23 protein-coding genes are annotated in these 23,324 nt (G+C 36.8%); 17 read left to right on the top strand and 6 right to left on the bottom strand.

Going from position 1 to position 23,324, the window contains the following annotated elements; all coding sequences use genetic code 11:
- The first annotated feature begins 68 nt into the window (after positions 1–68).
- Positions 69–395: a rhodanese-like domain-containing protein gene (locus K9V48_RS17675; protein WP_224140409.1), complete on the top strand. Its 327-nt coding sequence runs from the start codon at positions 69–71 to the stop codon at positions 393–395.
- Positions 396–442: 47 nt separating this feature from the next.
- Here K9V48_RS17675 and K9V48_RS17670 read toward each other — a convergent pair whose 3' ends face one another.
- Both K9V48_RS17670 and K9V48_RS17665 read right to left on the bottom strand, forming a co-directional pair.
- Positions 443–625, bottom strand: coding sequence for a sporulation protein Cse60 (locus tag K9V48_RS17670; RefSeq protein WP_224140405.1), 183 nt, complete (start codon positions 623–625; stop codon positions 443–445).
- Positions 626–840: 215 nt separating this feature from the next.
- Complete coding sequence (locus K9V48_RS17665; RefSeq protein WP_224140425.1) at positions 841–2,106, bottom strand: BaiN/RdsA family NAD(P)/FAD-dependent oxidoreductase; 1,266 nt, start codon at positions 2,104–2,106, stop codon at positions 841–843.
- Between the two features lie 342 nt (positions 2,107–2,448).
- Between K9V48_RS17665 and K9V48_RS17660 the strand changes: the two genes are divergently transcribed.
- Positions 2,449–4,080 (top strand): putative polysaccharide biosynthesis protein, encoded by a 1,632-nt coding sequence (locus tag K9V48_RS17660; RefSeq protein ID WP_224140402.1) that lies wholly within the window; start codon positions 2,449–2,451, stop codon positions 4,078–4,080.
- A gap of 164 nt (positions 4,081–4,244) precedes the next feature.
- Entirely contained in the window at positions 4,245–4,976 is a 732-nt protein-coding gene (locus K9V48_RS17655) for a pseudouridine synthase (RefSeq protein WP_224140400.1), read from the top strand.
- Positions 4,977–5,151: 175 nt separating this feature from the next.
- Here the strand turns inward: K9V48_RS17655 and K9V48_RS17650 are convergent, their stop codons facing one another.
- Complete coding sequence (locus K9V48_RS17650) at positions 5,152–5,373, bottom strand: DeoR family transcriptional regulator (protein ID WP_111613629.1); 222 nt, start codon at positions 5,371–5,373, stop codon at positions 5,152–5,154.
- Positions 5,374–6,152: 779 nt separating this feature from the next.
- Here K9V48_RS17650 and map point away from each other — a divergent pair.
- Complete coding sequence (gene map / locus K9V48_RS17645) at positions 6,153–6,899, top strand: type I methionyl aminopeptidase (RefSeq protein ID WP_224140397.1); 747 nt, start codon at positions 6,153–6,155, stop codon at positions 6,897–6,899.
- 464 nt (positions 6,900–7,363) lie between these two features.
- On the top strand, positions 7,364–7,582 hold the full coding sequence (locus K9V48_RS17640; RefSeq protein ID WP_224140395.1) for a hypothetical protein: 219 nt from the start codon (positions 7,364–7,366) through the stop codon (positions 7,580–7,582).
- Positions 7,583–7,754: 172 nt separating this feature from the next.
- Here K9V48_RS17640 and K9V48_RS17635 read toward each other — a convergent pair whose 3' ends face one another.
- On the bottom strand, positions 7,755–9,053 hold the full coding sequence (locus K9V48_RS17635) for an NCS2 family permease (RefSeq protein ID WP_224140393.1): 1,299 nt from the start codon (positions 9,051–9,053) through the stop codon (positions 7,755–7,757).
- Positions 9,054–9,649: 596 nt separating this feature from the next.
- Here K9V48_RS17635 and pepV point away from each other — a divergent pair.
- The 8 genes from pepV to K9V48_RS17595 all read left to right on the top strand — a co-directional run bounded on the left by pepV (position 9,650) and on the right by K9V48_RS17595 (position 18,705).
- Entirely contained in the window at positions 9,650–11,044 is a 1,395-nt protein-coding gene (gene pepV, locus K9V48_RS17630; RefSeq protein ID WP_224140391.1) for a dipeptidase PepV, read from the top strand.
- A gap of 439 nt (positions 11,045–11,483) precedes the next feature.
- Positions 11,484–12,059 (top strand): RNA 2',3'-cyclic phosphodiesterase, encoded by a 576-nt coding sequence (gene thpR, locus K9V48_RS17625; RefSeq protein ID WP_224140390.1) that lies wholly within the window; start codon positions 11,484–11,486, stop codon positions 12,057–12,059.
- Complete coding sequence (locus K9V48_RS17620) at positions 12,060–12,446, top strand: CidA/LrgA family protein (RefSeq protein ID WP_224140388.1); 387 nt, start codon at positions 12,060–12,062, stop codon at positions 12,444–12,446.
- Complete coding sequence (locus tag K9V48_RS17615; RefSeq protein WP_224140385.1) at positions 12,443–13,129, top strand: LrgB family protein; 687 nt, start codon at positions 12,443–12,445, stop codon at positions 13,127–13,129. The genes K9V48_RS17620 and K9V48_RS17615 overlap by 4 nt, the downstream gene beginning before the upstream one ends.
- 41 nt (positions 13,130–13,170) lie before the next feature.
- Entirely contained in the window at positions 13,171–14,142 is a 972-nt protein-coding gene (locus tag K9V48_RS17610; protein ID WP_224140384.1) for a nuclease-related domain-containing protein, read from the top strand.
- 103 nt (positions 14,143–14,245) lie between these two features.
- Entirely contained in the window at positions 14,246–15,175 is a 930-nt protein-coding gene (locus K9V48_RS17605; protein WP_224140382.1) for a diacylglycerol/lipid kinase family protein, read from the top strand.
- 132 nt (positions 15,176–15,307) lie between these two features.
- On the top strand, positions 15,308–17,434 hold the full coding sequence (gene pulA, locus K9V48_RS17600; RefSeq protein ID WP_224140379.1) for a type I pullulanase: 2,127 nt from the start codon (positions 15,308–15,310) through the stop codon (positions 17,432–17,434).
- A 452-nt stretch (positions 17,435–17,886) separates the two neighbouring features.
- Positions 17,887–18,705, top strand: a complete 819-nt coding sequence (locus K9V48_RS17595; protein WP_224140377.1) for a phosphotransferase family protein — start codon at positions 17,887–17,889, stop codon at positions 18,703–18,705.
- Here the strand turns inward: K9V48_RS17595 and K9V48_RS17590 are convergent.
- Positions 18,696–18,974, bottom strand: coding sequence for a YtzH-like family protein (locus K9V48_RS17590; RefSeq protein ID WP_224140374.1), 279 nt, complete (start codon positions 18,972–18,974; stop codon positions 18,696–18,698). The two genes, K9V48_RS17595 and K9V48_RS17590, sit on opposite strands and share 10 nt — an antisense overlap.
- Positions 18,975–19,254: 280 nt before the next feature.
- On the opposite strand from K9V48_RS17590, the gene trmB reads away from it, so the two are divergent.
- Positions 19,255–19,905: a tRNA (guanosine(46)-N7)-methyltransferase TrmB gene (trmB, locus tag K9V48_RS17585; RefSeq protein WP_224140372.1), complete on the top strand. Its 651-nt coding sequence runs from the start codon at positions 19,255–19,257 to the stop codon at positions 19,903–19,905.
- Between the two features lie 373 nt (positions 19,906–20,278).
- Positions 20,279–21,124, top strand: coding sequence for a YtnP family quorum-quenching lactonase (locus tag K9V48_RS17580; RefSeq protein ID WP_224140370.1), 846 nt, complete (start codon positions 20,279–20,281; stop codon positions 21,122–21,124).
- A gap of 50 nt (positions 21,125–21,174) precedes the next feature.
- Here the strand turns inward: K9V48_RS17580 and K9V48_RS17575 are convergent, their stop codons facing one another.
- Positions 21,175–21,486, bottom strand: coding sequence for a PepSY domain-containing protein (locus K9V48_RS17575; RefSeq protein ID WP_224140368.1), 312 nt, complete (start codon positions 21,484–21,486; stop codon positions 21,175–21,177).
- Positions 21,487–21,668: 182 nt separating this feature from the next.
- On the opposite strand from K9V48_RS17575, the gene K9V48_RS17570 reads away from it, so the two are divergent.
- Together K9V48_RS17570 and K9V48_RS17565 are read left to right on the top strand one after the other, a co-directional pair.
- The gene (locus K9V48_RS17570; protein WP_224140367.1) at positions 21,669–22,742 is read left to right on the top strand and encodes a M42 family metallopeptidase; all 1,074 of its coding nucleotides are present in this window, start codon (positions 21,669–21,671) and stop codon (positions 22,740–22,742) included.
- Between the two features lie 23 nt (positions 22,743–22,765).
- Positions 22,766–23,281, top strand: a complete 516-nt coding sequence (locus K9V48_RS17565) for a DUF84 family protein (RefSeq protein ID WP_224140365.1) — start codon at positions 22,766–22,768, stop codon at positions 23,279–23,281.
- The last annotated feature ends 43 nt before the right edge of the window (positions 23,282–23,324 follow it).

Here is a 23,324-nt window from a genome sequence, read left to right as displayed (position 1 = left end):
TGGCTAGCTAGTAGTGAGTACATTTAATTTGATATAATACAATTATTAATATCGAAAGGGTGTACGAAATGATTGAAATAAAAGAAATTATGCCTGAAGAGGTCCAGCAAAAGCTGGCTAATGGCGAGAAAATTGAATTAATCGATGTGCGTGAGGAAGAGGAAGTAGAAGAAGGGATGATCCCACAAGCGAAACATATTCGCATGAATGATATCCCTGCGCATCTTGAAGCAATAGACAAAGAAAGAGAAACGATTTTTATTTGTCGCTCTGGGGCACGTAGTGGAAATGTATGTGCGTTTTTACAAGAGAGAGGCTATAACAACGTCATCAACATGGTTGGCGGGATGCTAGAGTATAAAGGGGAAACAAAGCGAAAAAGTGAGTTAGTCTAATAGATTAGATATGAGTCTGCCTGTCCAAAAATGGACAAGTAGACTCATTAGTCAAAATACATGATAAGCGCAGAATAACAATAAAGCTGTTCCCCATCTTCATCAGTTGAAACAGACACACTGTATTTAATATCCTTCACTTGATTTTCACTAAGCTTCATCAAAAAGTCATTCATTTCTTCCTCTAAATCCTTCTCATGCTCTTCATCGAAAACAGCTACCTTTAACATAGACTCACACCCTTTTACTAAGATAGTAAACAGTATGAAATTTTTTCTAGATTTATGACACGTATACCGATAATGAAATCAGATAAATTTAGCTTAACTGCAGGCCTATCTGGTGACAGCTTAGTTTTTCTCCTAAGGTCAACTATAAAAGGTGATAGATTCAAAAAAGTAAAACGCTAAGAAAAATCTTAGCGTTGTCCACGAATGTCTATCAATTATTTTTTAGCATAAACAGCTGCATTTAACCCAGCAAGACGGCCTGTCACTAGTGCAGAGGTGATATTATAACCACCTGTATACCCATGGATATCAAGAATTTCACCACAAAAATAAAGTCCTTCTTTAAACTTGGACGACATTTCACGAGGGTGAATTTCCTTTACAGAAACTCCGCCACCAGTCACAAAGGCTTTTTCAAGTGATAGCGTTCCATGAACCTTAAATTGAAATTGCTTGCAATCACGTACAAATGATCGAAGCTTCTCATTTGAAAGATTGTCATAGGTAACAAGTGGATCTATATCATTTTTCTCTAGTAAAAACAGTAAGTATCGTTCAGGTAATAGTCCCTTTAATACGTTTTTGATTGCCTTTTTAGCATCTTGTTTTAAATCCTTAACGATCGATTGAAATAGCTGCTCCTCATTAGTAGTAGGAACCGCGTCGATACTAACGGTTATTGCATTCGTCTTAAACTTTTTCATTGCTTTTACAACATATTGACTGCATCTTAATACGGCTGGTCCTGATATTCCAAAATGAGTAAAGATCATGTCCATTTTATGGGTAATAATCGCCTTTCCTTTAGGGTTCAATACACTTAAGGCAACATCTCGCAAAGAAAGCCCTTGAAGCGTTTTTTCTTGGATAAATGGTTCATTTGATGTTACAGGTACTTCTGTCGGGAAAAGCTCTGTGATTGTATGCCCGGCCTTTTCAGCCCAAGCGTAGCCATCTCCTGTGCTTCCAGTATGTGGCACACTCTTTCCACCAACTGCGAGGACGACTGCTTTAGTTGAAATGGTTTCTCCACTCACAAGCTGGACACTAAGGACCTTATCATTGTCATAGACGACATTCTCTACTGGTTCATTTGTACGTATGTCAACCTTTAATCGCTTTAATTCACTGATGAGGGCATCGACAACTGATTGTGCCTTATCTGTAACAGGAAACATTCGACCGTGATCTTCCTCTTTCAATTTAATCCCGAGATTTTCAAAAAACGTAATGATATCTTCATTACTAAATTCTGAGAATGCACTATATAAAAACCTACCGTTACCTGGTATGTGCTTAATAATTTCATCAATCGGTAAGCGGTTCGTTACATTGCAGCGACCACCACCAGATATTGCAAGCTTTCTTCCAAGTTTATTCCCTTTGTCTACTAACAGGACGCGAGCACCACGCTCTCCCGCCGCGATAGCCGCCATTAATCCAGATGGGCCACCGCCGATTACTAATACGTCATAGTTCATCAATTTTTCACAACCTTCATTTCTTGGTCTGCACTTCATATTATAGCTGAAGTTGAAAAAAAGCAAAAAATACTTTTTATCTCGTACTGGTTAGGTAAGTTAGAGGTATGGCGATGAACATCACAGAACTTAAAGCAAAGGAAGTTCATTTCTTTAGCTGCGGGAGTGTCAGGTTCTTAACTAACGGCAAGCATTACTCTATCCCGAGTCTTGCACTCATAATAAGTATGTTTGGATCGCGAGTAATTAAGGCGCTTACACATTTCTATTATGGAATAAGCATAGGTTTGTGGTAAAATAGAAAAGTTGAATCTTCATAGAGAAGAATGGTGAATCAGAATTATGTCGAATAATCTGTTAAGAGGTACGTTTGTTTTAACGTTAGGTACATATCTTTCAAGAATATTAGGGATGATTTACCTCATTCCTTTTGCAGCTATGGTTGGAACGGACGGTGGGGCCCTGTATCAAACAGGGTATGCCCAATATACAATTTTTCTAAGTATTGCAACGGCTGGATTTCCAGCAGCGGTTTCTAAATTTGTCTCGAAATACAATGCTATAGGTGATTATCAAACAAGTAGACGAATGTTTAAAGCTGGATTAGTCGTTATGCTTTTAACGGGCTTTATAGCATTTGCGATCTTATATATGTTTGCACCGATGTTAGCAAAAAGCGCACTTACTGAAAGCACGCAAAGTAGTTTTACTTTGGATGATGCCATACTCGTCATCCGAATGGTCAGTATAGCTCTTATCGTTGTACCATTAATGAGTTTAATTCGTGGTTTTTTTCAAGGGCATCAATCGATGGGGCCTACGGCTGTTTCACAGGTCATCGAGCAGCTTGTTCGAATTGTCTTTTTACTAGCAGCAACCTATCTCATTTTAAACGTATTCAATGGTGGAATGGTATTAGCAGTAGGCTATGCCACGTTTGCAGCGTTTGTTGGAGCAATTGGTGGATTGATTGTGCTGTTTTTTTATTGGATACGGCGTAAACGAACACTTTTAGCCTTTCAAGAAAATCAAGTGGAAACGAAGAAGGTACCACTCGGTTTAATGTTTAAAGAAGTATTTAGCTACGCAGGTCCGTTTGTGTTTGTTGGCTTAGCTATCCCTATTTATAACTATATTGATACGAACACATTTAATCGTGCGATGTATGATGCGGGATTCGATGAGACAATTACAATTGCAATGTTCTCCGTTTTATTGCTTTACGTTCCGAAGCTTGTAATGATCCCTGTTTCGTTGGCAACTGCATTTGGATTAACTATCATCCCTTCCGTAACGGCATCATATACAAATAACAATCGAGCTTTACTACATAAACAAATTGATCAAACATTACAAATTATCATGTTATTAACGTTGCCTGCTGTCGTGGGACTTGCTGTATTAGCTGGACCAGCATATACGATTTTTTATCATGGTGTTTCAGCGGAAATTGGAGAGACAATCCTCATGTGGTATGCGCCAGTCGCTTTGCTATTTTCCCTTTTTACAGTCAATGCTGCAATCCTTCAAGGGATCAATAAGCAAAAACTAGCGGTCATTAGTCTCGTGATTGGAATAATTGTGAAGCTTGCTTTGAATACGACACTTATCCAGATGTATCAAGGTATTGGCTCAATCATTGCGACTGCAGCTGGCTATATCGTATCGTTACTCTATGGATTTGCCATGATAAAACGTCATTCTGGATACTCATTTAAATTGTTAATGAAACGAACAATCCTAATAGCGATCCTTACGACATTTATGGGGCTCGTTGTGTCTGTTGTTCAATCCATTTTAGGTATTTTTATTAATTATGAAGATGGAATGATGGAAGCAGCGATTGTGGCGGGTGTAGCAGTGGCAATAGGAGGAGCAATCTATATATACTTAGCCTATCGTTCTCGTTTACTCGAAAAGATTTTAGGAAATCGTCTTAAGCGGTTTTTACCAAGAAGTCGGGCAAATGAGTAGAATTGAAAACAAACGGTCAGGTTAAGATAATAATGTTTTTCTTAAAAACTCGGTGAAATGACCGGGTTTTTTTCACACATTTAAAGAAATCATAATCAGGATAGATAATTGTTAAGAAAAATACATAGTAGGTCTAAAAAATAAGTAGAGTGGTGTAAAGATAGATGAGAATTGATAAATTATTAGCGAATATTGGATACGGAAGTCGGAAAGATGTAAAAAAAATACTGAAAACGGGTGTTGTCCTTGCTGACGGAGTTGTTATTAAAGATCCGAAAACACATGTTAATCCAGAGGAACAGGATGTAACTGTTAACGGTGAAAAAATTGATTATAAGGAATTTGTTTATTTACTTATGAACAAGCCCGCGGGTTATTTATCTGCTACCGAAGATGAAGTACAAGAAACGGTTATTGATTTACTTGAAATGGAAGATGCAGTCTGTCAGCCGTTCCCGGTTGGGAGACTTGATAAGGATACGGAGGGGTTATTGCTTTTAACGAATGATGGTCAGCTTTCACACCAGTTGTTATCGCCGAAAAAACACGTTCCTAAAACGTATTTTGCAACAATTTTAGGCGAAGTGACAGAAGGAGATATTGCTGCATTTAAAAGCGGTGTTGAGCTAGATGATGGGTATGTGACAAAGCCTGCGATACTTGAAATTTTACAATCAGGAAATCAGTCTACCATTCACGTCACGATTACAGAAGGGAAATACCATCAAGTGAAACGAATGTTTGAATCAGTTGGAAAAAAGGTAACCTATCTAAAAAGAATTTCGATGGGACCAATCACATTGGATGAAGAGGAACTAAAAATTGGTGAATATCGAGAATTAACTGAGGATGAGGTTGAAGCATTGCGACAGGCTCAACCGATTGAAATCATATAATACGAGACAGACCGTACTTTTTATGGGTAGTTATCCCTACCTTTCGTCTTTGTGTCTTCTTTATCTTGAGGTAGAGGGTTTTACAATCCATAATGAATAAAAAATCAAAAAGGAGGAACCTAATATAATAAAGGTTCCTTTTATGTATAATTGCTATTAATTTTTGATTGATTCCTTACGAAGACATCTTTACCTTTTTCTTTGTAGTGGCCCATTTACCTCTTGTTGGGCTGTGAACCAACTCGTTATAAGCTAACACATTTAAATCACGTTGAATGGTTCGTGGAGTAATACCAAATTCGTCAACAAGTTGCTGTGTCGTTACAGTTCCCCGCTCATTAATAAACATGTAGACTGATTTGATTCTGGTTAGCATACGGTTTGTTGAAGGTTTCACAAAAAACCACTCCTTATCGTTTGATCGCGCTGGCAATGCCTACTACAACCTTTCGATTTCTGCAAATCTCAGATGTCACTTCATACATATTTAGATACTTGGTAAAACGTTACAACAATATTCTACACGATTTGAACACTTACAATCCATTAAAGAGAATTAATTTACAAATATTTAACAATTAAACGTCCTATTTACATATTACTTTGTACTTAACACAATAAATCTATATGACTGCTATTCTGAATAGTATGACAATAATTTTGTTTTTTTTCAAGTGAAAGGAATCTTTTTTCTATATTTTCCGTAAAAAGGGTGTGAGTGGATCAAGGTTTTTAATTTCCCAAAAAATCATTGGTATAAGAAATTTAGGTGAACTTTAATCGTTATGTATCATATTAATAATATAATTATTCATCCTTGATTGTTTATTCACAATAACAATTCATTTCATCGTGTGGCTGATTTCTAAGTTTGTCGGAGGACTTGTTCATGGTATGATAAGCTATATCTTTTTTAGGTTATTATAATTTATAAGTTTTGGCTTTGAAATTGTCCAGCTAAAGGGCTTTTGTTCTTGTTTAGCGTAAAACTATAAAATTCTTGTACTGTGGATAAGCGCAAGGCATTCAGAGCCTAGCCCCTCTTAGGTCTACAGCCACTTTTGAATTGAAGGCAAAAAACACCTTCTATTCAGAAGCGTCTTATGCTTGTTGGGGCTGATTAAGGCGCTTGCGCTTTTGTTCGGCTACATATGTGTAAATCGGAGGGAAAAGGTTTTGATTATTTTAAAAAGCAAACGGGAAATAGAGTTAATGCATAAAGCAGGTCAAATATTGGCTAGTTGTCATAAAGAGATTGCGAAAAGAATCAAGCCAGGAGTCACAACTCTTGAAATCGATTCGTTTGTTGAATCTTATTTAAAAAAACATGGTGCAACACCTGAACAAAAGGGATATAAAGGCTATGAATATGCAACATGTGCTTCGATAAATGATGAAATCTGTCATGGCTTTCCGCGCAACACTCCTTTAAAGAATGGGGATATCGTGACGATTGATATGGTTGTGAATGTAAACGGGGCACTAGCTGATTCAGCTTGGTCTTATGCTGTTGGAGACGTTTCACCTGAAGCAGCTCGTTTATTACAAATTACGGAAGAGTCTTTAAACAGAGCAATTGAACAATCTGTCGTTGGAAATCGACTCGGTGATATTGGTCATACGATTCAGTCCTATGTTGAGGGAGAAGGTCTTTCTGTCGTAAGGGATTTCACTGGTCATGGGATTGGAAAAACAATTCATGAAGCACCAACTGTTCTCCACTATGGTGAGCCAAACAAAGGTCTGCGCTTAAGAGAAGGAATGGTTCTCACTATTGAACCAATGGTAAACCTTGGCGCATGGGGATCAAAAATGGACAATAATGGTTGGACTGCTAGAACAATTGATGGAAAGCTATCAGCACAATATGAGCACACGATTGCAATTACAAAGGAAGGTCCGATTATTTTAACAAAACAGTGAGTCTTCTAGTATGAAATAAATAGACAATTTTACTTTGGCGAATGCAACATGGTTTTAACCTCGCATATTAGCATGAATGTCGAATTATAAGGCTCTTATAATCTTAGGATTATAAGAGCCTTTTTAGATGATAATCAAGAATATAATAGCCGGAGGAATTAGGCTTTTAGGGCGGTAAAGCAAATCTAGATTTTGGTATTGGAAACGCTCAAATGGTGGGCTTGTTTGAGAAAAATGTAGGAAAATGTCAAACGCTTTTACGTTATTTATGAGAAAATTCATGATATTATTTTAATAATCGTTAAAGAAAAAGAGACGAAAAAGGGGAACTAGTGGGACGAGCATATTAGTAGTGGTTGCCAGACAATTATTCATTCTAATGAAAAGGGCAACGATCGTAAATTATTGAATGATTAGGTTAATAGTTTCAACCTTAGACAAAACATAATTACGTAAGGGGATAGATGACATTGAGGAAAATTGGCTATGCTATTTGTACAAATTGTGGTTGCAATGAATCTGAAATTGAAATTTATCAGTGTGAGAGCTGTGGAAAAAGATGCTGTAGCAAATGTGCTCAAGATGTTGTCGGATGTCCTGATTCAGATTGTGGAACAAATAATCTTAAACAAAAGGGGTATATCCAACCATTTGATGAATTAGAGGATTCACGTTTTGTATAACGCTCTTTATCATGGCTTTGAATAGTATAGAATAGCGGAAAACCCGATAATGGACTTTTTCCAAAGATCCCATTATCGGGTTTTATTGTGAAAATTTCAATACGCTATTTTTTCAATGGCAATAAAGATGAAGGTGTATCTTGCATATTGTTTAGTGAATTGGGATTTTTCATTAACCAATAAATACAAGTTGTATGAAAAATAGTACCGCAAAAATATAAACGAAGATATGAACATCTTTCCATTTTCCACTCGCAATCTTCATTAACGGATAAGCAATAAATCCTAGCGCTATTCCTGTAGCAATACTTGAAGTTAACGGCATTGTTAATATGACAAGGAATGCTGGGAAGGCTTCGTCTAATTCTTTCCAATTAATTTGAGTAACTGCCCCCATCATTAAGCTTCCAACAATAATAAGTGCTGGTGCTGTAATGGCTGAAATGCCCGATACTGCTCCAACTAAAGGGCTAAAAAGAAGTGTGACTCCAAATAGCACGGCAACTGTTAACGATGTTAATCCAGTTCGCCCACCCGCTGCAACCCCAGCAGAGGATTCGATATAAGCACTTGTTGGACTTGTGCCAAACATTGCTCCGACAGTCGTAGCCGCTGAATCTGCTAATAACGCAGTACGAGCTCTTGGTAGTTCGTTTCCTTTCATTAACCCAGCTTGATGTGCTACACCAATCATCGTACCTGTTGTATCAAAAATCGTTACCATTAAGAACGAAAATACAACCGCATATAATCCATATGTAACGACATCTCCGATCGCAGTAAATGGATTTGAAATAATAATCCCCTCAGGTAAGCTAGGAAGTGAAACGAAGCCCTCCTTAAACTCGAGCTGCCCTGTGAAAAAGGCGATCAATCCAGTAATAATCATCCCAATGAATAACGCACCAGGTAGCTTCATGCTCATTAAAACTAATGTGACGGCAAGACCAACGATTGCTAAAAGAACAGATGGGGATGAAAGGTCACCTAATGCCACAAGGTTGGATGGATCGGCCGTTACAATCCCAGTTAATCGAAGTCCGATAAATGCAATAAATAAACCGATACCAGCTGTAATCCCATACTTTAAATTATTTGGTATAGCTTCAATTAATTTTTTACGGAAAGGTGTTAACGATAAGATAACAAAGATAATACCCGCTACAAATACAGCAGAAAATGCTGTAGTATAAGATATATTTTCATTTGCACCAACAACTGAATAAGCGAAATATGCATTCAAGCCCATACCTGGAGCAATAGCAATTGGATAGTTCGCGGACAATGCCATCCAAAGTGTGCCAATGATTGTTGCAATAATTGTCGCAGTGAATACTTGATCGAACGGTACTCCTGCATCTGATAGAATAATCGGGTTGACAACGACGATATAAACCATTGTTAAAAACGTTGTAATCCCGGCAGTAATTTCAGTTTTTACATTCGTATTATTTTCAGCTAAATTAAACATATGTACCCCCGTTTTTTTACGAACACTATTCAAAACATGTATAATAATATTCGTTTTTATATTATTTTGCAATAGTTTTATCCTTGGTTTGGCATTTGCTATGTTTAAAGGAACTATCAGAAGGATGAGTTTACCCTATTACGAGCTTAATAAAGCAATGATAAAAAAAGTGGGTATGTTCTTCTTTCCCCAGTATTTGTTAATTAAAGCGATTTTAGCCAACGTTTGTTGATTTGTACTTATACGATAAGTAAGTCTGCGCAAAAAAGAGAATGAACTTAAAGTGAATTTTACTTTGTTGTTTAGCGTAAAATTATAAAATTCTTGTACTGTGGATAAGCGCACGACATCCAGCGCAAGCGTCCGGCCCCGAAGCACAGGACGTGCAAGTGCAGTCAATGCGACAGGACGTCGCGTTCTTGACTGCCTCTTGGGTCTACAGCCACTTTTGAATTGAAGGTAAAGAACACCTTCTATTCAAAAGCGTCTTATTTGCCTGAGGCTGATCAAGGCGCTTCCGCTTTTGTTCTAGAGTGCTGTTTGGTATGTTAGATAGAGGTGAGTAAAAAGTTTTAAGAATGCAGGAGGCTTACATAATGAATTGGAAAGACGAAGTGGAAAAAAGAAGAGACGAGATAATAAAAGAGACGCAATCTTTTTTGCGAATAAAAAGTGTGTTAGATGAGGAAACGATTAGTGATGTAGCTCCATTTGGAGAAGGAATTAACGAAGCTTTTCTCCATTTATTACAATTGGGTGCAGATTCAGGCTTTTCAATTAAGAACCTTGATGGCTATGCAGGACACATCGAATTAATAGGCAGTAGTGAAGATGTCGTCGGTGTGCTTTGTCATGTTGATGTCGTACCAGAAGGTGATGGATGGACTAGTGATCCTTATGGTGCAAATATTAGAGATGGTAAGATCTTTGCTCGTGGCGCGTTGGATGATAAAGGTCCAACGATTGCTGCATTTTATGCTCTAAAAATTATCAAGGATCTAGCTTTACCATTAACAAAAAATGTACGGATGATTATCGGGACAGATGAGGAAAGTGAATGGCGTTGTGTGGATCACTATTTTAAGCATGAAAAGATGCCGGTAGTTGGCTTTGCTCCTGATGCAGATTTTCCAATTATCTTTGCTGAAAAGGGAATTATTGATGTTACATTAAAACAAACGTCAACCATGGAAACTGAGCAAGGAGATGTTAACCTCCAATCCTTTCAATCTGGAAGACGATTTAACATGGTTCCCGATTTTGCTGAGGCTACGATTATGAATCCCAATGCAACGGATGTTCGTCAATTATTCACAGATTATTTAAATGAAGCAGAAGTGAAAGGTGTTTGTAAGGTTGATGCTGATTCATTAACATTTTCAATTGAAGGAATTTCAGCGCATGCAATGGAACCAAATAACGGGAAAAATGCTGGAATTTTATTAGCAGCATTTTTAAATAAGCTTGAATTAGATACACAAGGTCGTCATTATATCAAAACAATAGTTGATGTTTTTGAAAATGACACGCGTGGTGAAAATTTGAAAATTTCATATAAGGATGAAATCAGTGGTGATTTAACTGTAAATCTTGGTGTCATGTCCTATTCAAAAGAGTCGGGTGGACAGATTGGAGTGAATGTTCGTTATCCAGTTACAGGTAATGCTGAGTACATTAAAAAGGGCTTTACTGCGCTGGATGGCTTTGATTTACATTCATTTGTAGATTCAAAACCACATCATGTTGAAGAAGATCATCCCCTTATTCAAACGTTGCAAAGCGTTTACGAACAGCAAACAGGTGAAAAGGCCGAGCTTATTGCAATCGGTGGGGGGACTTATGCGCGTGCATTAGAAGCTGGAGTTGCATTTGGGCCTTTATTCCCTGGAAGACCTGATATTGCTCATCAAAAGGATGAATATATTATTATTGAAGATCTTTTAAAAGCAACGGCAATTTATGCCCAGGCTATTTATGAACTGGCAAAATAAAATGTGCGTTACAAAAAAGGAGGGATTCAGACCCCTCCTTTTTATCATTAATCATATTATAAGTCTCTCTGTCATTAACACATCCACGAGGATTAAAGAATTTAAGCTTTAAGTAGATACCTGCATTATCCGTTCTTTTTGCTATCATTAAATTCGAATAAAAACGATGAAGATGAACTGCCACAAAGTGGGGCTATGACTGCTAGCTAATGTGGGATAAAATATAGGAGTGGAATCGTCTGTTCTTGCTTAGGAATTTGCAAAATTTTTGTACTGTGGATAAGCGCACGACATCCAGCTCCAGCGCCTAGCCCCTCGAGGTCATAAGCCACTTTTGAATTGAAGGCAAAAAACACCTTCTATTCAAAAGCGTCTTATGCTTGTCGGGGCTGATCAAGGCGCTTGCGCTTTTGTTCTACAAATGCTAGGGGGCAATCTTATGAAGTCAAATCCTCATTACTTTTTAGCCGTACCAATCGAGAAGGACCAACAAACTGTCATACAAAGCTGGTTAGCGTCCAACAAGGAGAAGCTTCCATTTCAGTCATGGGTCCATCAGCAGGATTTTCACATTACATTAGCTTTTTTAGGTCATGTTGATTCAGGCGTTCAGTTAAACCAGCTATCCAAACTTTTAAAAAAGATAGTCGAAAATATAGAACCATTTATGCTTTCATTAAAAGGGCTTGATGTTTTCGGAAAAATGGATGCTCCAAGAATATTTTGGGCAAGTGTTAAAGATTCCGAAGCCCTTCATGATCTACAAAAACAAGTGTTTGCTGCTTGTCGTGAATGTGGTTTTACTCTTGATTCAAAACCGTTCCGACCTCACATCACGCTTGCAAGAAAGTGGAAATCAGAGTGTACCTTCGTGAAAACGGAAGAGTATGACCATACATTTCAAGGTGATAATGTTCCCTTTCAAGTAAAGAACATTCACCTGTATCGTACACATCTGGATCGTGTACCAAAATACGAAACGATGGAAACTTTTCCATTTCAAGGAGAAATATAGATGAAATATTTGAAAATGATCCTACAACTTGCCTTTTTATATGCGATATATTTACTAGGGGTCTTTATTCAAACGATAGGTAATTTTTCTGTACCGGGTAGTATTATTGGTATGTTGTTATTGTTTGGAGCATTGCAATTTAATGTCGTTAAGAGAGAATATTTTTCACTCGCGGGTCCCTTTCTTTTAAAGCAATTACCTTTGTTTTTAATTCCTGCTACAGTCGGAGTTATTGATTACCTTGATTTATTTAAGGGTATGGGACTGATTACCATTGGAATAGCGTTTTTAAGTACAGTTATTGTCATAATTGTTTCAACATGTATTTGTGATTTTTTATTAACGAAAGGTGAGGAAGTTAGTAAGGACAAGGAGTTTCAATTATGAATGTCATCTTTTTAATCGTAATTATCGGTATGACAATTGTTAGTTATTTTTTAATGAAGTGGATTTACGGACGTTTTCCTCATCCGATTTTAGTGCCGGTTTTTACAACAACCATCGTACTTGTTTGTTTATTACTCGTTACGAATACGTCTTACACCACTTATATGAGTGGGGCAAAATGGATTAATGAGTTGCTAGGGCCTGCTATTGTCGCGTTTGCCATTCCTTTATACGATTATCGAGAAACGTTAAAGAAAAATGCGTTAACAATTTTTGTTAGTGTGTTAGTAGGATCGATTGTCGGAATAATAAGCGGAATCATATTAGGAATCAGTACTCATGTTAATAAGGAGTTTATTTTCTCATTGGCTCCTAAATCTGTTACGACGCCTATTGCAATGGAGATTAGTGAGATGGTTGGTGGTACACCAGCTTTGGCAGCTGTTTATGTGGTGATTGCGGGCATATCTGGTGCAATGTTTGGACCATTTTTGATGAGGGTATTCAAAATTAAACATTCTATTTCAAAAGGAATCGGTTTTGGAACGGCAGCACATGCGATTGGAACGTCAAGAGCACTGGAAAATAGTGAGGCTGAGGGAGCATTTAGTTCCATTGCGATGACAGTAAGTGCAATAATTACAAGCTTCCTTTGTCCAATTATTTTGTCATTTTTCTTTTAATTGAATCAGTAGCTTTAATGTAAAGAGGAGCTGTTAATCGGTTGGCGCAATTAATTAAACTTTATGAATATATTTCACGTTATGAACTTGATCCTTATCGGTATTCAAGACAATTTATCCGCTTAAAAAGACAGCAGTGGAATAAAGTATCACAAGCATGGGAGAATAACGCATTTCATTCAGTAATGAAAGTAAGTCAGGTTTCTGAATTTAGGCAAGAAAATAGGACTGAAAAGAAGCAAAGCCTTTTAAAAAAACTTAAAAATAAATATTCAAAGGAAGCAAAGCCAAACGTACCTGTGATTATGCCATTAATAAACGAGGCGGCACTTGAAGATGAAGAGCTCCAATTTCGGTTTACAACCATTCCGAAAACCATCGATGATTTAAAGCATCTATTTTTAGATTATATTTTTCGCTTTCAAATTCGTTGGGCGAGTTCCACACTACAGCAAAAATCCTTGATTGATAAATCGATCTATAGAGACCGGTTATTACAATATTTTGTCCAGCGGCTTCCTGATCACTTTTTATTATTATATCACCCTGTGTTTCAATTAAAAAACGCACCAGTCGAACTGGATTGCATTTTGATTGGAACAACCGAAATTTATTGTATTACGTTTGTTGAGCAACTAGATGAAACGGTTTTTACGGGGACGAAGGACAACTTTTGGATTTCAAGAAGAGGAGACGTGGAGGGGAAATTACTCAATCCATTGATTGGTCTAAATCGAACAGGAACTGTCGTGCAAAAACTGGTTAAAGCTGGGGGAATTGACATACCAGTTAAGAAACTCATGCTAAGTCGTAACGGTTATATTGATTATCCTTTTGCACCTTATGACATAACTATTTTAGATAAACGAACATATGACGAGTGGTTCGGGCGATTAAGGAAATCATCCGCTCCTTTAAAACATACACAATTAAAAGCAGCTCAAGTTTTGCTATCACATTGTTTAACTACTTCGCATTATCGTAGGGAATGGGATGAAACTTCGAGTGAATAAGAAGCTTAGCGTTAAGTTATAGTGCTAAGCTAAGCTTTTCAATTGGATATGAACACAATATAGACACGTACATAAACTAATATAGATAATGGAGCTTTATAAGTTGAATGGATTATTTTTTATCATAAACCCTGCTGCTGGCCATGGTAGAGGCAGCAAAGTGTGGGGAAAAGTAAAGAAAGAGCTTGAGCGAAAGAAAATCTCATATCGATCTTTTTTTACGGAATATCCTGGGCATGCAGAAATTCTCGCAAGACAAGTTGCGACGATACAAAATTATCATTTAAATACCATCATTGTTGTTGGTGGTGAGGGGACAATGTATGAGGTTGTAAATGGACTAAGTTCATTTAATAATATCCAAATTGGGTTTATTCGTGCGGGAAATGGGAATGACTTTTTAAGAGGAGTAAAACTCCGTGCTCGACCTGTTAAGACAATCAGATCTATATTACAAAGGTTAAAACAACCAGTAAAACTAGATGATCTTGGAGTGTTTCGATTAGAAGGGAAGAAAAGTTATTATTTTACAGAAAGCATTGGAATAGGTTTAGATGCAGAGGTTGTAAAAGTATCGGAAGAAATTCCCCTAAAAAATCTAATGGTCATGCTTCATATGAATTATTTCACATTTATTATAGCTTTTTTTAAGGTGTTTTTTAGATATCAACCAGTAGCTTTGCAAGTTAGTGTTGATGGAAGAATGACAACATATACAAACATGTGGTTTATAACGACTTCAGCTTTGCCCAGTCATTATGGAAAAATGAAGGGTGCTACAAATGAAGATCCAGCCGATGGAAATCTTGACGTAACAATTGTTCGAAATATAAATCGCCTTCAACTTTTTATGTTACTTACTTTCCGTTTGGTAGGAAAGCGTCTGAAATCTGAAGCAATTGAAACATTTCGTTGTAAAGCAATAAAAGTTCATTCTGAAAGCCCTTTATTAGTACAGGCGGATGGTGAAATCGTGGGAGAGGTCCCTGTCATAATTTCTGTTAGAAAATCCCACATTGCACTTTTAAAATAAAACAAAAGTAAAAAAGCGTACTGTTCAGTCTCTAGCATCGCATTTGCAGCTACGTTAGAAAGAAAGCTAAGTTCCAAAATTAAATAATTTCTGCTTACCTTATAAAAAAACTCTCATATGGGGGTGGCTAGATTGCTAAAAATAAATAGGCGATTTGAAGCCTTTTTAGATCAAATAGATGAAATTACGATTCTTGTTCCAAAAGAATTAGTAAAAGAGAATAAAGCTTTTTATTTAGAAAAAGGTAATGGAAACCAACCGCTGACGATTAAGCAAAAAATGAATATTGGAACTCATATGAAGTATGTTTGTCAGCTTAAAAGTAGAATACAGTTTGGTCAAACATTTTTGATTGTTGATGAAGATGGGAACAAAACAGATCTCCAAATAGGCTCAATTATTCGCTCAAATGAGTTTGATCAACAATTTGCATATACAGGGAATGACCTTGGTGCCGTATATTGTCAAAATCAAACAACTTGGAAAGTATGGGCGCCAACAGCTACTTCTGTAAAAGTAAGATTATATCGTCAAAATAAATCCGAATTTAGCACACATGAGATGATCCGATGTGATAAAGGAACGTGGTCTTGTTGCTTGGAAGGTGACTTCGAAGGATATTACTATACTTACTTAGCCTGTATAAATCTAGTGTGGCGTGAAGCAGTTGACCCTTATGCAATTGCAGTTTCAATAAATGGTAAGTTCGGTGTAGTTGTTAATAAAGATAAAATAGCTGTACCTCCTGTAAAGCTTCCCTTGTTAGAAAATAAAACAGATGCAATTATTTATGAAGCGCATGTTCGCGATTTTTCGATACATGCAGAGAGCGGTATGGTTCATAAAGGAAAATACAATGCATGGTTAGAGCAGGATACGAAAAATAACGTTGGGGATTCGACGGGAATAGCATATTTAGCAGAGCTTGGTGTCACACATGTTGAACTTTTACCTGTTAATGATTTTGAAGAAGTCGATGAACATAATCCATTTACTTCATACAATTGGGGATATAACCCACTTCACTTTTTTGCACCAGAGGGAAGCTATTCATTGGATCCAACTGATCCCTATAAGCGAATAATTGAATTAAAATCACTCGTCCAATCGCTTCACCATCAATCTTTAAGAGTAATCATTGATGTAGTTTTTAATCATGTATATACGATTAAAAATTCGTCTTTTGAAAAATTATTACCAGGCTATTATTTTAGGCATGATGCAAATGGGATTGCATCTAATGGAACAGGGGTTGGGAATGATTTAGCTTCTGAACGATTTATGGTAAGGAAATTTATTATTGATTGTGCCAGCTATTGGATGAATGAATTTGATATCGATGGCTTCCGTTTTGACTTAATGGGGATACTTGATGTAGAAACGCTGAAGGAGTTACAAAGTAAAATCTATTCAATAAAGCCAGATGCGATTTTGTTAGGAGAGGGCTGGGATTTAAATACTCCTTTACCAATCGAGAAAAAGGCAATCATTCCAAACGCAGGAAAGCTCCCGACAATTAGTTTTTTTAATGACCACTTTCGAGATGGTATAAAAGGAAGCACATTTAGTTTGCATGATTGTGGATTTATTAGCGCAAATATGGAAAAGTATGAACAAATGAAAGAACTAATTAGCGGTTCACCGAATCTCTTTTCAGAACCACATCAATCTATTAATTATGTTGAATCACATGATAATCATACAATGTGGGATCGGCTTGTTTCTTTTTCTCCAAATGAGATTGACGAGAAGAGAAAAGCTAGACATCGTTTAGCAACAAGCATTGTGATTCTTTCTCAAGGTGTTCCATTTATTCATGCCGGACAGGAGTTTTATAGAACAAAAAATGGTGTTGAAAATAGTTATAATGCACCAGATGAAATCAATTGGATTGATTGGAGTTTGCGATCAATTCATAAGGATAATGTTAAATATGTGCAAGGCTTAATTCAATTAAGAAAGCTACATGGAGCCTTTCGTTTGCCATCGGCCGAACTGATCAAGAAACATTTATCCTTTAACACGGAGCATCCACAACTTCTTACTTATCAATTACAAAACGTGGAACCCTTCGGACCTTGGGAATCAATCTATGTCGTCCATCATAATCATTTTGATCGTTCATTTATTCTTTCTTTACCAGAAGGAGAATGGAAATTGGTAGTCGATCCTGAAAATATTCTTTTAGACCAACCAAAAGGGATAAATAATAAGGTGAAAATAGGTAATTTAGGAACGTATGTTTTTTGTAAAAACTAGGTTTTTCAGTTTTTCTTGACTAGTCTTAGCATAAGAGGATAAAATTTAAGAGGATGGCTATTGTGCAATTATTTATCATCACCAATAGCTATCCTTTTTATTTCATTAGAAAAACATTACAAATCGTAAAAATTCATCGGCGAAAACTTTAGATTCTCGAATTAGATGATTCAATATGATATGATTTGCAATTGTAATATAACGATTATTGAAGTCGAAAAATACATAGATAGGCTAATACAGCTTTTATTGCAGAGTAATTGCCTGTAAAAGTAAAGATAAGCCTCGCTAGTTATCAGTAGGGATAAAGAATTTCCCAACTGATGAAATGTCTCACTTTATTGTAGAAATAATGATGGGAATTCTGTTAAAGTACCATTTTTATCACTTGCAAAAACTTATTAACAAGGCTAATGTGCTTTGCTTATTAAAAACTTATAAGAAATGTTGGGTTGAAATTGGAAGAGAACTGGTTGGAACAAGTATTAGGTAATGAGTGGAAAATTACACCCGCTGGAGGGGCAACAGGTGAAGCTTATTTTGCAACATGCGATGGACAGGAGCTTTTTCTAAAGCGGAATAGTTCACCGTTCTTAGCTGTGCTCTCTGCAGAGGGAATCGTTCCAAAGCTAGTTTGGACAAGGCGGATGGAAAATGGTGATGTCATTACAGCACAACATCGCCTAATCGGTCGAGAACTAAAATCAAAAGATATGAACGGTCAAAATGTTGCAGAGCTTATGAAAAAAATCCATCGCTCAAAAGAATTGTTGGATATGTTAAAACGATTAGGAAAACAACCGCTCACTCCAAACTCGATAATCGAAGATATACAGCAAGCAGTTGCTTTGGAAAATTTAGATGAGCCTGAAATCACAGAGGCTCTTAATCTGTTAGTTAAGCAGCTACCAAATGTTCAATGTAATGAACAAGTTGTTTGTCATTGTGATGTGAACCATAACAATTGGCTAATAACTGAAAATAATCAACTCTATCTGATTGATTGGGATGGAGCAATGATTGCTGATCCAGCAATTGATATTGGGATTCTTTTATATTGGTATATTGATGAAACTGATTGGAAAGAATGGCTTAAAGCTTATGGCTTAGAGCTCAATGAACATCTACTCACAAGAATTTATTGGTATGTGCTCCTGCAGGCATTAACTTCATTACGTTTGTATCATGTCAAAAATAATGAAAAAGAAAAGCAAATCTGGATCGGTCATATAAGAATGATTCTAGCCAAAATAAAAGGCCGTTACGAGTAAGAGTCAATATCTTGAATCCATTGAGATAACTGATTATTGTGTGACTCAATATGATTGTCAAGTGAGCTGGAATTTTTGCCAGATTGACCGTAGTAATAAATGTTCTCGAGTACTCCTTTAACATTTTGATCAGTATTTGAGTTAGCCATTAGTGATTTACTTACTCTTTCCAGTTGCTCACACTCTGCAACTGTTCCACAGCATTCACTTTGGTGTTCGGATAAGATATCTTTTAACAAACTAACCTGATCGTGATATTGGATTGGCATAATTAAAACATCCTTTCATAAATCATATACCTATAATTTGGCGTAAATGAAGGAGAATTATACGAACGGATTGGATTAAGTCAAACTCCGCCTTCCTTGTAAAGAGGTAGGGTAGTTATTGCAAGTTAAGCATAAAATAAACGAAGAAAGAATCCTGAAAATTAGATTGAATAGGGTTCTTTCTTTGTTTTTGTGCCTTCTAGCAATCACTTTTCCTCTTGCAGATATGCCTGTTTCATGTTATCTTTTAGAGCGATATTAATTCGATAGAGGTGTCTTCATGCGTTTACGTCATAAACCTTGGGCAAGTGAATTTATTGCCGAGCATTCACAATATGCAATTGCAAACCCTGAACAATATAAAGGGAAGTGGCACGAAGTATTTGGAAATCATAATCCTATTCATATAGAAGTTGGTACTGGGAAAGGACAATTTTTAGCAGGTATGTCTGTGCAAAATCCTGATATTAATTATATTGGGATTGAGCTTTTTGAAAGCATCATTGTTGCAGCTCTTCAAAAAATTGTTGATTTACAATTACCAAATATGAAATTACTCAACGTCGATGCGAGTCATTTGACAGAGTACTTTGATGACAATGAGATTGACCGAGTTTACTTGAATTTTTCGGATCCTTGGCCTAAAACTCGTCATAGTAAGAGACGGCTTACGTATAAAAGCTTTTTATCTTTATATGAGAGAATCTTAAAAAAAGGTGGAGAAATCCATTTTAAAACAGATAATCAAGGATTATTCGAATTTTCATTAATAAGCTTTTCTGAATATGGTTTACAGCTTAAGTTTCTAAGCCTTGATCTTCATAATAGTGCTTTTGAAGGCAACATCATGACAGAATACGAAGAAAAGTTCTCCAAAAAGGGTCAACGTATTTATCGAGTTGAAGCGAAATATATGAATGAAGTAGAATAATCCGTTATGAAAGTTGCTAATTGAATAAAATAAAAAAGGAAAATGATGTAAATGTCATTTTCTTTTTTTATTATAGGAAACTATAAAATTGTTGTACTGTGGATAAGCGCATGGCATCCAGCTCCAGCTCCAGCGCCTAGCCTTTCATGGGTTTACAGCCACTTTTGAATTGAAGGTAAAAAACGCCTTCTATTCAAAAGCTTCTTATGCTATGCCTGAGGCTGATCAAGGCGCTTCTTGCACTTTTGTTCTTGAATTTCTAAGTTAAGACATATCATTTTTAATACATATAGAGCACATTTACGCTGCGAGGCTGTGTAACGCGCTTCCGCTTGTATAAATATGTTAAGATAAAAGTTGAGGAGTGATTGTAATGGAAACACTTCAAATTGGACAAACGAAGATCACATGGTTAAATGGTGGAGTAGCTCATTTTGATGGAGGGGCAATGTTTGGTGTTGTTCCAAAACCACTTTGGTCAAAAAAATATCCTGTCAACGAGTTAAATCAAATTGAGTTACGAACAGACCCGATGCTTATTCAAAAATGTGGATTAAACATTCTTCTTGATACGGGTTTAGGTTCAGGTAAGCTTAACGAGAAACAGGTAAGAAATTTTGGCGTCAAAGAGGAGTCGACTGTTGAACTCTCATTACAAATGCTAGGTCTTACTACAAATGATATTAACATCGTTATCATGACACATATGCATTTTGATCACGCATGCGGGCTAACAAAGTGGAAGGATGACCAATTAATATCTACTTTTCCAAATGCAAAAATCATAACCTCGTCAATCGAATGGGAAGAAATGAAACAACCAAACATTCGCTCAAGGAATACATATTGGAAAGAAAACTGGGAAGCAATTGAGCGACAAGTCACAACATTCGAAACATCTACCTTAGTTACCGATGGTATTGAGATTCATCATACAGGTGGTCATAGCGATGGGCATAGTGTCGTGATTTTGCAAGACGGTGGAGAAACTGTTGTACATATGGCGGACTTAATGCCAACACATGCACATAAAAATCCATTATGGGTATTAGCTTATGATGATTATCCAATCGCATCAATTGAAAATAAGCAGAAATGGTTAAAATTTGGGGAAACACGTAATGCATGGTTTACTTTTTATCATGATGTATTTTATCGAGGGATTAAATGGAATGATCGCGGTGATCCCGTCGAAAGGATTGAACGAGAAAGAGAATGAAATGACCTAAGTGGGGCATCACATCAAAATAAGTGTCGCCCCAGATCTGTCTATGAAACCTGTTCAACATGGATAATTGTTCCCGTTTTTACGTCAACAAAGGCTTCGTATTGTTCAAGCTGATCATTTGCAGTACGAGAAATCCCTGCTTTAAAAACTTCATAGGACAAAGGATCAATGGAAAAGGTTTCTGGGATTGTATAAATCCAAGAACCATCGATCGGTCCTTTCGCTTTAAATGCTTGTTTTACAAGTTCTAATGCTTTATCTGAGGAGATTGACTTCGGTTTTATTTGGTCTTTTAGAAGGTATGTACTGACAATTCCAAGACCTAAGCCAAGTAAAAAATATTTACCCTTCATGATCGTCACTCCTTAATCATATGTAAGTCAATGGATCATCCTATTGAATAAAATGATGAACCTAGTCTAGTATACATAAATTATTATAGCACGTTAAACAGTATTGCTATGCAATTACTTCAACTATATTAAGCAGAAAATATGAAAAGGTACTATATTTTACACGGAAAAGAGGGAAAATCATGAATAATGAAACATTAGCGCTATTTAAAACGTTAACAGAGCTTCCAGGTGCATCGGGTAATGAGCATCAGGTAAGAGCGTTTATGAGACGTGAGCTTGAACAACTGTCAGATGAAGTGGTACAAGATAAATTAGGGAGTATCTTTGGTGTTAGACGAGGGAAAACAGAAGATCCAACAATTATGGTTGCAGGCCATATGGATGAAGTTGGCTTTATGGTTACGGCGATTACGGATAACGGCATGTTGCGTTTTCAACCACTTGGTGGTTGGTGGAGCCAAGTTTTACTAGCACAAAGAGTGCAAATTATAACAGAGCAAGGTCCAATCATTGGTGTGATCGGTTCGATCCCTCCTCATTTATTAAGTGATGCTCAACGTGCAAAACCAATGGAAATTAAGAATATGTTAATTGATATTGGTGCTGACAGTAAGGATGATGCAAAGCAAATTGGCATTAAACCAGGACAACAAATTGTTCCGATCTGTCCATTTACTCCAATGGCAAATCCGAAGAAAATTCTTGCGAAGGCTTGGGATAATCGCTATGGTTGTGGACTTGCAATTGAATTACTTAAGAAGCTTAAAGATGAAACTCTTCCAAATACTCTTTATTCTGGAGCGACTGTGCAAGAGGAAGTCGGTTTACGTGGTGCACAAACAGCAGCCAATATGATTAATCCAGATCTTTTCTTTGCATTAGATGCGGGTCCGGCTAATGATATGAGTGGAGATAAAAAAGTATTTGGACAGCTTGGAAAAGGAGCAGTACTGCGGTTATTCGACCGTTCAATGGTGACACATCGTGGTATGAGGGAATTTGTCCTTGATATGGCTGAAACACATGATATCCCTTATCAATACTTTGTTTCTCAAGGTGGGACAGATGCTGGACGCGTACATGTTTCAAATCAAGGAGTACCTTCAGCAGTCATTGGCGTATGCTCACGTTATATCCATACTTCTGGGTCTATCTTGCATGTTGATGATTATGCGGCTGCGAAGGAACTTCTAGTAAGACTCGTGAAGTCATGTGATGCCACAACTGTTCAAACAATAATAAGCAATTCATAAACAAAACGAAGATGGAGAATCAGATGATTATCGCAATTGGTACGAAAAACCCGACGAAAGTTCAAGCGGTCATAACGGCTTTTTCTCCCTATCTACCTGGGGAATTTGTTTCAACGAATGTATCTTCTGAAGTTTCTGCACAACCTTTGTCTGATGATGAAACAATGACAGGTGCCATTAATCGTGCAAAAAACGCTCTTAAATTAGAGAATGCCCAGATTGGTATTGGGTTAGAAGGGGGCGTTACCAAAACAGAGCATGGTTACTTTTTGTGTAATTGGGGAGCAATCGTTGACTGCCACCTACAGCCAATTGTTGCAGGTGGGGCAAGGATTCTGATTCCTGATGAGATTGGAATTCAAGTCTCAAGTGGTCTTGAATTAGGCGATGTTATGGATCACTACGTAAAAAAACATAACGTCCGACATAATGAAGGTGCCATCGGAATTTTTACTAATGGCTGTGTTGATCGAACGGAAATGTTTACACAGCTATCAAAACTTTTAGTAGGTCAATATGTATATAAACACAAAAAATAAAAGCGACAACAGTCGCTTTTATTTTAATATCAGAATTTATAAG

It is taken from the genome of Metabacillus rhizolycopersici (genome assembly GCF_020075705.1).
The sequence above is the reverse complement of the archived record's forward strand: the minus strand, read 5'-3'. Positions and strand labels throughout refer to the sequence as shown.

Bases quoted from the DNA above. Each gene is read 5' to 3' on its own strand.
- K9V48_RS17675 (WP_224140409.1), top strand. From the start codon at position 69: ATGATTGAAATAAAAGAAATTATGCCTGAAGAGGTCCAGCAAAAGCTG.
- K9V48_RS17670 (WP_224140405.1), bottom strand. From the start codon at position 625: ATGTTAAAGGTAGCTGTTTTCGATGAAGAGCATGAGAAGGATTTAGAG.
- K9V48_RS17665 (WP_224140425.1), bottom strand. From the start codon at position 2,106: ATGAACTATGACGTATTAGTAATCGGCGGTGGCCCATCTGGATTAATG.
- K9V48_RS17660 (WP_224140402.1), top strand. From the start codon at position 2,449: ATGTCGAATAATCTGTTAAGAGGTACGTTTGTTTTAACGTTAGGTACA.
- K9V48_RS17655 (WP_224140400.1), top strand. From the start codon at position 4,245: ATGAGAATTGATAAATTATTAGCGAATATTGGATACGGAAGTCGGAAA.
- K9V48_RS17640 (WP_224140395.1), top strand. From the start codon at position 7,364: ATGACATTGAGGAAAATTGGCTATGCTATTTGTACAAATTGTGGTTGC.
- K9V48_RS17635 (WP_224140393.1), bottom strand. From the start codon at position 9,053: ATGTTTAATTTAGCTGAAAATAATACGAATGTAAAAACTGAAATTACT.
- pepV (WP_224140391.1), top strand. From the start codon at position 9,650: ATGAATTGGAAAGACGAAGTGGAAAAAAGAAGAGACGAGATAATAAAA.
- thpR (WP_224140390.1), top strand. From the start codon at position 11,484: ATGAAGTCAAATCCTCATTACTTTTTAGCCGTACCAATCGAGAAGGAC.
- K9V48_RS17620 (WP_224140388.1), top strand. From the start codon at position 12,060: ATGAAATATTTGAAAATGATCCTACAACTTGCCTTTTTATATGCGATA.
- K9V48_RS17615 (WP_224140385.1), top strand. From the start codon at position 12,443: ATGAATGTCATCTTTTTAATCGTAATTATCGGTATGACAATTGTTAGT.
- K9V48_RS17590 (WP_224140374.1), bottom strand. From the start codon at position 18,974: ATGCCAATCCAATATCACGATCAGGTTAGTTTGTTAAAAGATATCTTA.
- trmB (WP_224140372.1), top strand. From the start codon at position 19,255: ATGCGTTTACGTCATAAACCTTGGGCAAGTGAATTTATTGCCGAGCAT.
- K9V48_RS17580 (WP_224140370.1), top strand. From the start codon at position 20,279: ATGGAAACACTTCAAATTGGACAAACGAAGATCACATGGTTAAATGGT.
- K9V48_RS17575 (WP_224140368.1), bottom strand. From the start codon at position 21,486: ATGAAGGGTAAATATTTTTTACTTGGCTTAGGTCTTGGAATTGTCAGT.
- K9V48_RS17570 (WP_224140367.1), top strand. From the start codon at position 21,669: ATGAATAATGAAACATTAGCGCTATTTAAAACGTTAACAGAGCTTCCA.
- K9V48_RS17565 (WP_224140365.1), top strand. From the start codon at position 22,766: ATGATTATCGCAATTGGTACGAAAAACCCGACGAAAGTTCAAGCGGTC.